Source organism: Ventrimonas sp., from assembly GCF_048380235.1.
In the GTDB taxonomy this organism is placed as follows: domain Bacteria; phylum Bacillota; class Clostridia; order Lachnospirales; family Lachnospiraceae; genus Brotaphodocola.
The window spans coordinates 1-12,257 of sequence record NZ_DBFCCJ010000025.1 but is presented as its reverse complement, the minus strand read 5'-3'; the positions used below and the strand labels follow the sequence as shown (position 1 = coordinate 12,257).

The window sequence follows — 12,257 nt, the reverse complement described above, 5'->3', positions numbered from 1 at the left end:
ACAATGAAAAGACCCGGATAAATCATTTCTGACTTACCAGGGTCCATCGTTAAATTTAATTTTCTGATTTCATTGCAGCAAGCGCATGTAAAATCATGGATTCCGCCTGCTCATATTCCCCTTTTCTCTGCACCGTAAATCCGTGATTGCTGTGAAAAAATCTTCTTGCATAAACCGGAACTCCTTCCTTTAAAAGGCGTCCCGCAAATACCTCTGTTTCATCACAGAACACATCATTGTCACAATAGATTAAAACTGTAGGAGGCATTTTCTGAATCTGCGCATCCGTTGCAAATGCAGGGCTGCAGTATACCTCATGGGCATCTTCTGGATTCACATACATCTTATTATAAAAATCAGACTTCCATGCCGGAATGCGTGGGTTACTGTCCCCATTACGCTTTTCGATCGCAGGAGTTGCCATATCCAGACCAGGATAATCCAGAATCTGTAAAGACGGAACGAATGCTCCTTTGTCAATCGCCATCAAAACACTAGCAAGCGTCAGGTTTCCACCGGCACTGTGTCCTCCCATAGCAATCCAATTCCGGTCAACATGCAGTTCTTCTGCATGTTCCGCAAAATACTGAAGCACCTCATAACATGCATAAACCTGACCAGGATAACGCATCGCTGGAGACGGAATATAATCAATGTCTGCTATGATACATCCGCTTCTGCTTCCAAAGTTTCTGCAGAACACGATATCCTGATCTCTCCGTCCTTTGATAAACCCACCGCCGTGGACATTAATAAACAGCGCACTTTTCTTTGTTTCCGGCTGATCCTGATACATATGTACCAGAGTCTTTCCGACCGAAGTTTCAATTTCCATATTCCATTCTTTTCTCACATGAAACTGGTTCAATGCTTCCTGACCGAGCGTTTTCCCCGCACCAGAATTGATGATTTCTTCCGCCAGCTTCTGTTCTTCCGGCGATACGTTAATTCTTTCCAAATCCGACTCATTGTTGCCCTCCACCTTTCTGCAACTCCAATACCTGATTTTCTTCTGTTTTACAGGAAGAATGAGAAGAAAAATGATGCAATGATCAGCACGATTCCACCGCCTACACGGCTGGAAAGCTGTGCGTAGCTGATCAGATCCAGTCTGTGTGCTGCACCGAGTACTGCGATATCGCCTGATCCACCGCGGTTTGCCATGCAAAGACCGGCTGTAACTGCTGCATCAATCGGATAAAATCCAACCAGTTTGCCAACCATGGCACTGCCAAGGATGGCTCCTAATACGATTACAAATGCAATCAGCAGATTGGCCGGACTGCAGGCAGATGCCAGCTCTGCCAGGTCAAAATCCACACCCATGCTAACCATGCACATCAGACCAACAACCGATACCATAAAGCCCTGCATATTTTTGGCAGCTACACGAATATTCGCCGGTACAACGCCAAGTGCTGCTAAAATTACCACAAAAATAATGCTGTACGCAAATGTATGGATCTGTGCACCAAGAACGGTCGGAAGAAGCACCTTACTGAATAAACGGCCAACCGCATAAATCGTACCACATAAAAGCAATGCCCCTGTATAATCGTTCAGTGTAACCTTAATTTTTACATCTTCCTTAATCAGTTTACTGTCTACCGGCATAATGTTCGTTCCATCTCCGGTTAAGGATGGCTTCATCTGTCCCAGACGGTTTAACAATGCTCCCGCGATAATACAGAATAAGTTTGCAATTGTTAAAATAATGATAGCAAAAGAATAATAGTTTGCCGCTGGCTCACCACTGATCTGCTCATAAATCTGGGAAAGCGGAACCGCACCCGCGCCATTGCCTCCGCCCATGATTGGGAGAACATACTTAATCACCATATCGATTGGTTTTACGCCAAACACAAGACCAATCGCACTGCCCAGCACTGCTGCACCAGCCAGACCACCTAAAATTGTTGGAATGTATCCACCGAAGCTGCGGAGCAGGACCTTTCTGTCAAGAGAAAGGATTGAACCCATGATCAGGGAAATAATAAACACGCTTAAAATATTGATGTCACCCTGAACCTTTATTCTCTTCCCAGCTGCTTCTTCAGATACCGCAGCTGTCCGCCGCAGGAAATCACCTCCAGCTCACTGTCAGAAAGCTCCAGACGCGCCTTGAATGTCACACCCTTTGTATTGTTGCGCACTTCCACCTCTTTCGTCTGCATCTGCTCTAACAGTCCGTTGATTTCCAGTTCGTCTCCCTGCTCGATCTTGTCGTAATCTGCCGGATCCTCAAAGATCATCGGGATAATGCCATGATTGATCAAGTTGCCCTTGTGGATACGCGCAATACTCTTTGCGATCACGGCACGTACGCCTAAGTACATCGGGTTGATGGCTGCGTGTTCGCGGGAAGATCCCTGACCATAGTTCTCGCCGCCGATGATGATGCTCTGTCCCATCTCTTTTGCCCTTGCCGCAAACTCCGGATCGTAGCGGTGATAACAGTACTGGCTCATAAGCGGAATATTAGAGCGCATGCTGGAGAATTCTGCGCTGGCCGGAGTAATATCGTCGGTCGTGATGTTGTCCACCGTCTTTAAGCTGACCGGAACGCACAGATGCTCGGTCGGCTGCTCCGGAACCGGAAGGAATTTGATGTTCGGTCCTTTTACCACTTCAACTTTCTTTGCCTCTTCCTCCGGAAGCGGTTTGATGATCATGGAATCATCGACCGGATAGACTTCCGGCTCATGAATCTCTGCCAGTTTTGCGACATCTTCGCCCAGAATATCTTCTGCGGTTGCAAAGGTTCCAAGAATGGCAGTTGCTGCCGCACTCTCCGGACTTACCAGATAAATCTCCGCAGTCGGGTTACCGGCGCGTCCCTTGAAGTTCCGGTTGGAGGTTCGCACAGCCACGCCCTTGGTAGCCGGTGACTGGCCGATTGCACAGCACGGGCCGCAGGCGGTCTCCAGGATCCGCACACCGGCATCGATCAGCATCTCCAGATATCCGTCACGCAGCAGCTGCTTATATACCTGTTTGGAAGAAACCGCGCAGGTGCAGCTCACATCCTCATTGACATGTCTGCCCTGTAATACCAGCGCAACTTTCGCGATATCGGAATAACTTGCATTCGTACAGCTTCCGATGAATACCTGCTGTACTTTTTTCTTCTCCGCATCCTTTAACGGCATCACATTATCTGGCTGATGCGGGCAAGCGATCAGCGGTTCCAACTCATCCAGGTTGAGCTCCATCTCGCCATCGTATTCGGCATCTGCATCCGGAATCATCTCCACATACTGGTCTTCCCGGCCCTGTGCCCTCATAAATTTGCGCACCTGCTCATCTGCCGGGAAAATGGAAGTGGTCGCGCCCATCTCCGCGCCCATGTTCGTGATAGTCGCACGCTCTGCAACCTCCAAACCTGCAGCACCCTCTCCTACATACTCAAATACTTTTCCAAGGCCGCCCTTGATGCCAACCCGGCGAAGCATCTCCAGGATGATTTCCTTGGCATTGCAGCCCGGTTTTAGATGACCTTTCAAGTTTACTTTGATGATCTGCGGCATTTTCAGACGCATCGGAACACCGGTCATTGCCGTTGCCACGTCCATACCACCCACGCCGATGCACAGCATACCGATGGAACCGCCGTGCGGTGTGTGGCTGTCACCACCCATGCTCAGCTTGCCCGGAACACCAAATCTCGCTACATGTACCGCATGGCAGATTCCGTTGCCCGGTCTGGAAACATGCACACCATAACGCTTTGCCACAGACTGCAGATAAATGTGGTCATCCGGCGTCTTGTTATCCAGATATAACAGGTTGTGGTCCAGATAGCTCACGCTGGTCTCCACCTGCGTCCGGTCCAGACCAATGGCCTCAAACGCCAGATACGTCATCACCGCATTGATGTCATGTGTCAAAGTCTGATCCACCTTTACATAGATCTCATCGCCCGGATTCATGGCAGACGGCTTTGCCAGATGACTCTCCAGGATTTTTCTTGTCAGATTCTTTCCCATGAAAAAAGTACCCTCCTTAAATGACTCTGGTTACTGTTCATACAACCGCAAACAGTAACTGATTCTCAACTTCTGAGTTCATTATAAGTGGGTACTGATTATAAGTAAAATTTCATTTTGCAAATGAAGCCCATAGCTTTTTCTTATGAGCCTGCATGGTCTCCCGTGCGATGTCCAGAAGTGCCTGTTCCACTTCCCCGATATAGCAGCCTTCCCGGTACAATACCATGACCGGCCACTGAACCGGTGTAACGGAAAGATGATAAACCTCCGCCTCCATGCCACCTTCCATCAGTTCCAGCGTAATCTCCGGAATGATTGCCACGCCAAGCCCCTGGGCTGCCAGGCGGTAGGACAACATATTGCTGTGCGATTCAAAAAAGATATTCGGTTTTTTCTCTGCATGCGCGTACAGGACATCCACGCTGGAACGCAACGCATGGCCCTTTTTTAATGTGATGAGCGGCAATTTTGCCACCTCACGCCAGTTCACCACCTTCCTTTCCCGGTCCAGAAAGCAGTTTTCGGAAAGATAGCCTTGCGCAGCCACTAAAACCAGTTCTTCCTGCACAATTTCCACCTGCACCACGTCTTTGATCGGATTCCAGTACGGAAGAAACACAAAATCCACATTACCTGCTTTCAAGTCCGCGATCAGCTGGTTTCCTGGACCCGTAGAAACCTCTACATCAATGCCTGGATAACGGTCCTTTAACGGTTTTAAAATGAGCGGCAGCATATACACGATCCGTTCACTCGGAAACCCGATCCGCAGACGACCTGTCATATGATGGGTGATATCCCGAAGTTCCCGGTTCATCTCATCCATCTGTCCCAGGATCACGTTCGCGCGTTTTACATACTGTTCCCCTGCATAGGTCAGCTTCAGCGGATTCGTAGAGCGGTCAAACAGCTTCACTCCCAGATCTTCCTCTACCTTACTGATGTAATTGCTGAGTGCCGGCTGGCTGATGAAAAGCTTCGCCGCCGCTTTCGTAAAGCTTCCGCATTCCGCCACCTGGTTTACGTAGGTGAATTGTCTCAGTTCCATGGAAATCCTCCATTTTTCTTAAAAAATCTTTCTTGTCCTTCTGTTGCCATTGTACCTGTTGTCTGCGATCCTGTCATGCATTTTCTCCATCTCCCGCTCATTTTTTCATAAATCATTTCCACACGCTGTTTTTCTTCGAACGCAAAACGGAGCTGCCTGTTCAGACAGCCCCATTTTGTTCTTACACTTACATAAGGAGTTTTATAGTAGCAGATAAGCCGTAAAACGGTGGGAATCTTATCTGTTTCTATCGTTTCATTCTTTCGTCTATTGTTTCTTCCGCCATCTGTATCAGATGAGGAATCCTTGCTGATTATTTGTTTCTGTTAAAGTTGATGAGACAGCCTGCCTTTACGATCTTGCGCTCGTTCTCTGTCATCGGCTGGATGTAAAGATGAATTTCCTCTGCCTTGCCATCTTTGATGACATAAGCCGGAATGTCTGCCAGATCACCTTCTAATGCAGTGCGCACATTCGGAACATAGATGTAATCGTCTACCTCGAACATGGTCGGCTCACCCTTTAAGTGGAACGGAAGCATACCCCAGTTCATGCAGTTGGAACGATAACGCTTGGTTGCGTATTCCTGGGTGATGTTTGCAAGAGCGCCCAGGACTCTCTGGCAGGATGCTGCCTGCTCACGCGCAGAACCGTCACCCGGCTTATTTGCGTAGATAGTGGAACCAATCTCAACGTCCTCAGCTTTGACAGCTTCCTGGCCCGGAATGGTGTTAACCACCTTGATCACCTCTGCGATCTCAGCGTTTACCTTGCCTGCAAGACGTTCATTCTCCATAGCCTGAACTGCTTTCGCACAGCCTACATACTCCGGATCACGTCTGGACAGGGTGAACTCAGCCAGTCCTAACGGGTTGGAACGGTAGGAGGAAGTCTCACCGGACGGGATCAGCTCGTCAGTGGTGGTTACTTCGTCCAGGATCTTGGAGGAAACCTTTAAAAGGATATTCTCGGAAAGTGCCTCCATCTCCGGCCAGTCTTTGATATTCGGACCAAAGCGCAGCTCAGAATCCAGTTCTGCTTTGTTATAGCCATTGTAAACTCTTGCCTTGTAAGCGCGATCCTCGTAGTTGTACTCCGGGATATCGCCCCAGCAGTCCATAGTCTCTGCGGAAGTCAGCTTACCGCCGTTTGCTGCGGTTGCAGCGATGGAACGTGCATCCATAAGGGCAACTGCGGACATCTGTCCGTTACCCGGCTTGGAGCCTTCACGGTTCGGGAAGTTTCTGGTGGTGTGACGGATGGAAAGCGCGTTGTTGGCCGGGGTATCGCCTGCGCCGAAGCACGGTCCGCAGAATGCGGAACGGATGATCGCACCTGCATCCATCAGGTCTGCTAACAGACCCTTGCGGTCCAGATCGGTGTAAACCGGCTGGGAGGAAGGATATACGGACAGGTAGAACTCGCCATCGCCGATGTTCTTGCCCTTTAATGCGTGTGCAGCTTCTACCACGTTGGTGTAGTTACCGCCTGCGCAGCCCGCAATGATACCCTGCTGTACCTGAAGTTTACCATCTTTGGTAATTTTGTCAAGTAAGGTAAAATGTGCTCTGCCCTCTGCAACCTGCTCTGCAGCCTTCTCGGTCTCGCGCAGGATGTCTTCGAGGTTCTCATACAGGTAATCGATCTCGTAAGCATTGGACGGATGGAACGGAAGCGCGATCATCGGCTTGATGGTGCTTAAATCGATTTCAACACAGCCATCGTAATAAGCAACTGCTTCCGGATTCAGCTCCTTAAACTCATCCCCGCGGTGATGTTTCTCCAGGAATGCCTTGGTATCATCATCGGTTCTCCAGATAGAGGACAGGCAGGTGGTCTCGGTGGTCATAACATCCACACCGTTACGGTAGTCAGTTGTCATAGAAGAAACGCCAGGTCCTACGAACTCCATTACTTTGTTCTTTACATAGCCATTTTTGTAAACAGCGCCGCAGATGGCGAGTGCGATATCGTGCGGTCCTACGAACGGCTGTGGTTTCCCGGTTAAGTAGATTGCGATCACGCCCGGATAAGCAACATCGTAAGTCTGCTTCAACAGCTGCTTGGACAGCTCACCGCCGCCCTCACCGATGGCCATGGTACCCAGTGCACCGTAACGGGTATGGGAGTCAGAGCCCAGGATCATCTTACCGCCGCCTGCAAAGCACTCGCGCATGTACTGATGACATACTGCTACGTGTGGCGGAACGAAAAGGCCGCCATACTTCTTTGCCGCAGAAAGGCCAAAATAGTGATCGTCGTCATTGATGGTTCCGCCAACTGCACATAAAGAGTTATGGCAGCAGGTTAAAACGTAAGGAAGCGGGAACTTTTCCATTCCTGATGCCCGGGCGGTCTGGATAATACCAACAAAGGTAATATCGTGAGAAACCATTGCATCAAATTTAATCTGAAGCTTATCCATGGTATCGGACTGATTGTGCGCTTTCATGATGCCATAAGCAATGGTACCTTTCTTAGCCTCCTCTTTTGCAACCGCTTTTCCGGTCATCTGCTCAACCTTTGCAGCCTCTGCCTCCGGAACCAGGGTCTCACCGTTTACGAGATAAACTCCGCCATCGTGTAACTTAACCATACGAACTCTCCTCCTGTGACTGTGTGGTTTATTGTGTCAAAGCCTTTTGATTCCGAATCCATTCTGATTCGTTTCCGGCTTTATTTCCTTTGATGGCTTAATTATGCATCTTTTTTCAGTATTTGTAAAATACTATATATAATATAAAAGTCATAGGTATTTCCTATAGTCTTGATTGGCCTGATTGCAGGTTTTCTGTTATCTGAATGCCTGGCCTGTACTTATGGTCTGTCAATCCAGTTTTGATCTGCCTAATGATTCTCCAGCCAGCACTTCAGGTCACGCATCTTCATAAGCGCATCCCGCCTTCCAATGTCATACACCTGCTGCAGTTTCTCCGGGCTGCGCTCTAGCCGTCCGATCTTAAGCGGCTCATCCGGACGCAGCACAAAAATCTCACCCATTTTCTCCAACTCTTCAATCTGCCGCAAACTCTCATTATAGCGCTCATGCCTGTGAGACAGCGCCTCCACAAAGGCCGGATATTTCCGATAGCGGATTTTCGCCATAGCCAGCTGCTCCGGTTCCTTCTGGTATCCCTTCGGCCGGGTCAGGATCACCACATTCTTTGTGAATCCCATCTCCCTGAACTTCATGAGAGGAATGCTGTCCGTGCAGCCGCCATCCAACAGCTTCATCCCTTCTGTCTTCACCAGTCTGGAAACGTATGGAAGGGAGGCCGATGCCCGGATCACATCAATCTGATTTTTCATATCTGTAATGCGGATATACTCCGGCTTTCCAGTCTCCACATTGCTGCAGACTGCATAAAACTCCGTTTTAGAACGGTTGAAGGCATCGTAATCGTAAAGATCCAGCTTCTCCGGCAGATCATGATAGCAGAACTGCACCTCCGCAATATCTCCGGTCCGGACCAGATTCCGCATACTGATAAACCGGTTATCTCGGATATATTTCTTATAATAACGAATGTTCCGGCCTCTTTGCCCAGACACAAAACTGGAACCATGGATAGCTCCGGCCGAAACTCCGATCACTCCATCAAAGGAAAGTCCCTGATCCAGAAAGACATCCAGAATACCATCGGTATACATCCCACGCATTCCGCCGCCTTCTAATACCAGGCCGGTTTTTACGGTGTTTTCAGTATTGTCTGCACCATTGATGTTGTTTGTGCCGTTGATGCTGCCTGTGTCATTCATGCTGCCTGTGCCGTTGATGCTGCCTGTGTCATTGATGTTGCTCATAGATTCTCACTCCATTCTTTTGCCGCGGCTATGCGGGCCTCGTACTGGCTGTAGAAGTCCCGGCTGGTGTCATAGGGAAGCAGATAAAACCGCTGTAAAATATACATGCTGACGGATTTTGCGAGATCAGGAGCTGGCGTCTCGTTTGCACCATCCGCGCTTGCTTTTGCCGCAGTTTCTCCATCCAGCTCTGCTCCGATACGAATCCGTAGCTGTTTCAGGAATGCATGCCAGTCCGCAATATAGGCATCATACCGCTCCATATCCGGCGTGTCCATCCACTTGCGGATCTTCACCTTGCTGCGATTTGGTTTTTCGCATTCATGAATCTGCAGAATGTACCGGAATCCATCTTCCTCATAATACCGCCCCAAAGGGAACAGCCTGCAGATGCCTGGGCGATACGGATGAATGCTGCATCGCCCTGCGTCATTCAAAAAGGTACACTGTTCCGAATCCCCCGCCAGTTTCAGATTTGGCAGAATGATCCCGTCCACCACATTCAGTTCCAGATGCCCCGCTAAAAGCTGCTGCAGCGAAACGCCAAGACCACCCGTCAACCGCCAGACATCATAGGGATCCAGTACAATCGTGTTTCCCATTCCACGGCAACAGGACGAACAGCCCGCACAGTCATTGCAACCCAGCTTCGCCATATCATTCAACCCATATAATCTGCCGTCTGAAATCTCCTCCAGACTTACATTTCTAAGCACTCCAAGTTTCCTCCCGATTTTGTTTTTCTGCTGCCAATGCTTTCCATTGACTCATTTCATAATATCCGGTCTGCCGCGCCACAGTTTCACAAAGCAGATTCCGCTCCTGCTATATGCTGTGCCGCTAATTGTTCTCATCCAGTAATTCCCAATAACGCTCAACCAGAATTCCTTTGTATTCATCCAAATGACTCTGATTATCCCGTATCAGCACAGTCAGGACACGCACCGCTTCCCGCACCGCTTCCTCCAGACTCTCACCGTCTAATAGTTTTCCAGTCATGACTGTAGAAAAAATATCTCCGCTTCCGGCAACCCGGACAGGAAGAAAGATAAACGGCACACGGAAATACTGTCCGCTTTTGTGGTCATATCCGCAAACCAGATGCTCATCCGTTTCAGAATCCTGCACGCTGGTAATGACCACCGATTTCCCGGATAACTTGTGCAGCCCGTCAACCAGTTCCCGCAGTTCAGCCGCCGAGGCCCGCTCCCTGCCCGGGCAGATTCCCGTCAGAAAGCCAGCCTCGGTCATGTTCGGAACCATCACATCCGAGTAGCTGACCAGTTTTCTCATGGCCGCAACCCGCTCCATGCCAATTCCATTGTAAAGCTTTCCGCCATCCGCCATGATCGGATCTACCATGACAAGACGGCCATTGTCCACATTCTGTATCTCATCCATTCTCGGCTTCCTGCTTCGAATATAATCTCCGATCAGTTCCACCTGCTCCTCCGAAAGTACAAATCCAGTACAGATGCAGTCCGGATCAAAGCCAAGCTCATCCCACACTTTTATGGTATCCCGCATGTAGTCCGTCATGTCCTGAATCCGGAACTTTCCGAAATCCAGCGTATTGGAAACCACCGCAGTGGGTACCTGATAAGGGAAATGTCCCATACGCGAAAATAGCGGCACCATGGCGGCCAGCGCTACCTTACCATAACCCGGAAGGTCGTTAAAAAGAACAATCCGTTTTCCCATTTAAATATTTTCCTCTCTGCGTATCTTTTCAAGAAGCCCGCTGCATCCAGCCATAACATCGGCAAACGTCGCATCAAAATCCCCCGTATACCAAGGATCTGCCACATCACGCCCACTGCCTGAAAATGTCAACAGTTTAAAAATCTTCTGTTCTTTATCCACCCCACCTGCAATCCGGGTCATGTTCCGTATATTTGCCGTATCCATACCGATGAGATAATCATAATACCGGTAATCCTCCGCCGTCATCTGACGCGCATGATGCGGGATCAGCGGAATATGCTCCCGACGTAGCTTATCCACAGTGCCGTAATGCGGCGGATTACCGATTTCCTCACGGCTGGTTGCCGCGGAATTAATTTCAAATTGGGATGCCAGGCCATCCTGAGTGACCAGGTAGGTGAACACGCTCTCGGCCATTGTGGAACGGCAGATATTGCCGTGGCAAATAAAAAGTACTTTAATCATCTTTTTATATCTCCATTTAAATCTTGTATTTCTTCTCAAACGCTTGATTTTTCAGGGTTTTCCGACTTTTGAGTTTTCCTTTCTTTTTAAGGTATCTTCTCAAATCTTCTCGTATTTTCTTATGTTTTTCCCTGCAATCTTGGTAAATCCGTTGGTAAAGCAAGCGTCCTTACCAACGGGCTTTTTTAACTATTCGCTATCCGATATACTTCTTCCTTTGCATCATCAAAATTCACATGGGTGTAAGTGTTCAAGGTTACACTGATGTCTGCGTGACCCATGATATACTGCAAGGTTTTCGGATTCATCCCGGATTTTGCCATATTAGAGCAAAAGGTGTGCCTGCATACATGAGGGGTAACTTTCGGCATCTGGATACGGTAAATCCTGTTGTATTTCTGAATGATATGCTCCATGTACTTCTCCCAGTGAAGGGCAACCATCGGCATATCGTTTTTATCCAAAAATAAAAATCCAGCGTATCCTTCCACCATCGGTTCAACTTTTGGTGTCTTTCGGTTGGCAATAATTCTGCGAAAACACGCTGCGACAGCTTCCGTCATCGGCACATAGCGAATACCTTTGTCAGTTTTTGGTTCTTCAATTACATACTGCATCTGTGCAGTACGCTGTAACTGATGGTCTACCTTAATACGCATTTCTCCAAACTCAATCTCCGAAATCGTCAGCCCACAGAACTCTGAAATACGAAGCCCTGTGTGAAAAAGAATATAGATTGCATCATAGTATCTGCTGAAATGCTTATCCTCCTGAATAAACTTCAGCAAATCTCTCTGCTGCTTTCGGGTAATCGCTTCTCTGGTAACAGAATCATTAACAATGACGGATGCCAGCTCAAATTCAAATGGATTTTTGCGAAGCAGGTCATCATCTACTGCCATCTGAAATGCTGGTCTGAGAACTCCCCGGATCGAATGAATGGAACTGTATCCTCGTCCATCAATTTGTTGGAGCTTAATCAACCATGCCTTTGCGTCTGACAAACGCACCTTATCAATTCGCAGATTCCCAAAACTCTCTTTTTTCAGCATATTGATGACCGTTTTATATCCGGCAACCGTATTGTGACGAACTCCTGTTTTCAATGAAACATACTTTTCTACCAGTTCCAAAACAGTATAGTTGCCACCGTTGGTTACGATACGGTCAAACAAATCCGCTTCAATCTGTTTTTCTTTCTCACGCAGGGAAGGCTCCCGCTTCTTCCCTTTTGGCATTGGGTCATT

General features: G+C 48.5%; 10 protein-coding genes. All 10 read right to left on the bottom strand.

Annotation, left to right across the window (positions count from 1 at the left end; genetic code table 11):
• Positions 1-55 precede the first annotated feature (55 nt).
• Positions 56-958, bottom strand: coding sequence for an alpha/beta hydrolase (locus tag ACMP1L_RS04310; RefSeq protein WP_418452099.1), 903 nt, complete (start codon positions 956-958; stop codon positions 56-58).
• A gap of 59 nt (positions 959-1,017) precedes the next feature.
• Positions 1,018-2,001 carry a 2-hydroxycarboxylate transporter family protein gene (locus ACMP1L_RS04305; protein ID WP_418452097.1) on the bottom strand — a complete coding sequence of 328 codons (984 nt, stop codon included), beginning with the start codon at positions 1,999-2,001 and terminating at the stop codon, positions 1,018-1,020.
• Positions 2,002-2,030: 29 nt separating this feature from the next.
• Complete coding sequence (locus ACMP1L_RS04300; RefSeq protein WP_418452095.1) at positions 2,031-3,986, bottom strand: aconitate hydratase; 1,956 nt, start codon at positions 3,984-3,986, stop codon at positions 2,031-2,033.
• Positions 3,987-4,098: 112 nt separating this feature from the next.
• Positions 4,099-5,037, bottom strand: coding sequence for a LysR family transcriptional regulator (locus ACMP1L_RS04295; RefSeq protein ID WP_418452094.1), 939 nt, complete (start codon positions 5,035-5,037; stop codon positions 4,099-4,101).
• Positions 5,038-5,350: 313 nt separating this feature from the next.
• Complete coding sequence (locus ACMP1L_RS04290; RefSeq protein WP_418452093.1) at positions 5,351-7,633, bottom strand: hydratase; 2,283 nt, start codon at positions 7,631-7,633, stop codon at positions 5,351-5,353.
• A gap of 251 nt (positions 7,634-7,884) precedes the next feature.
• Positions 7,885-8,841 carry a patatin-like phospholipase family protein gene (locus ACMP1L_RS04285; RefSeq protein WP_418452092.1) on the bottom strand — a complete coding sequence of 319 codons (957 nt, stop codon included), beginning with the start codon at positions 8,839-8,841 and terminating at the stop codon, positions 7,885-7,887.
• Positions 8,838-9,557, bottom strand: coding sequence for a YkgJ family cysteine cluster protein (locus ACMP1L_RS04280; protein ID WP_118732385.1), 720 nt, complete (start codon positions 9,555-9,557; stop codon positions 8,838-8,840). Before ACMP1L_RS04280 ends, ACMP1L_RS04285 begins: the two co-directional genes overlap by 4 nt.
• 124 nt (positions 9,558-9,681) lie before the next feature.
• Positions 9,682-10,542, bottom strand: a complete 861-nt coding sequence (locus ACMP1L_RS04275) for a PfkB family carbohydrate kinase (RefSeq protein WP_418452091.1) — start codon at positions 10,540-10,542, stop codon at positions 9,682-9,684.
• On the bottom strand, positions 10,543-11,010 hold the full coding sequence (locus ACMP1L_RS04270) for a low molecular weight protein-tyrosine-phosphatase (RefSeq protein ID WP_418452090.1): 468 nt from the start codon (positions 11,008-11,010) through the stop codon (positions 10,543-10,545).
• 185 nt (positions 11,011-11,195) lie between these two features.
• Positions 11,196-12,257, bottom strand: a 1,062-nt coding sequence (locus tag ACMP1L_RS04265) for a tyrosine-type recombinase/integrase (protein ID WP_418452089.1), incomplete at its 5' end; no start/stop codon positions are given.

Bases quoted from the DNA above. Each gene is read 5' to 3' on its own strand.
- ACMP1L_RS04300 (WP_418452095.1), bottom strand. From the start codon at position 3,986: ATGGGAAAGAATCTGACAAGAAAAATCCTGGAGAGTCATCTGGCAAAG.
- ACMP1L_RS04295 (WP_418452094.1), bottom strand. From the start codon at position 5,037: ATGGAACTGAGACAATTCACCTACGTAAACCAGGTGGCGGAATGCGGA.
- ACMP1L_RS04290 (WP_418452093.1), bottom strand. From the start codon at position 7,633: ATGGTTAAGTTACACGATGGCGGAGTTTATCTCGTAAACGGTGAGACC.
- ACMP1L_RS04285 (WP_418452092.1), bottom strand. From the start codon at position 8,841: ATGAGCAACATCAATGACACAGGCAGCATCAACGGCACAGGCAGCATG.
- ACMP1L_RS04275 (WP_418452091.1), bottom strand. From the start codon at position 10,542: ATGGGAAAACGGATTGTTCTTTTTAACGACCTTCCGGGTTATGGTAAG.
- ACMP1L_RS04270 (WP_418452090.1), bottom strand. From the start codon at position 11,010: ATGATTAAAGTACTTTTTATTTGCCACGGCAATATCTGCCGTTCCACA.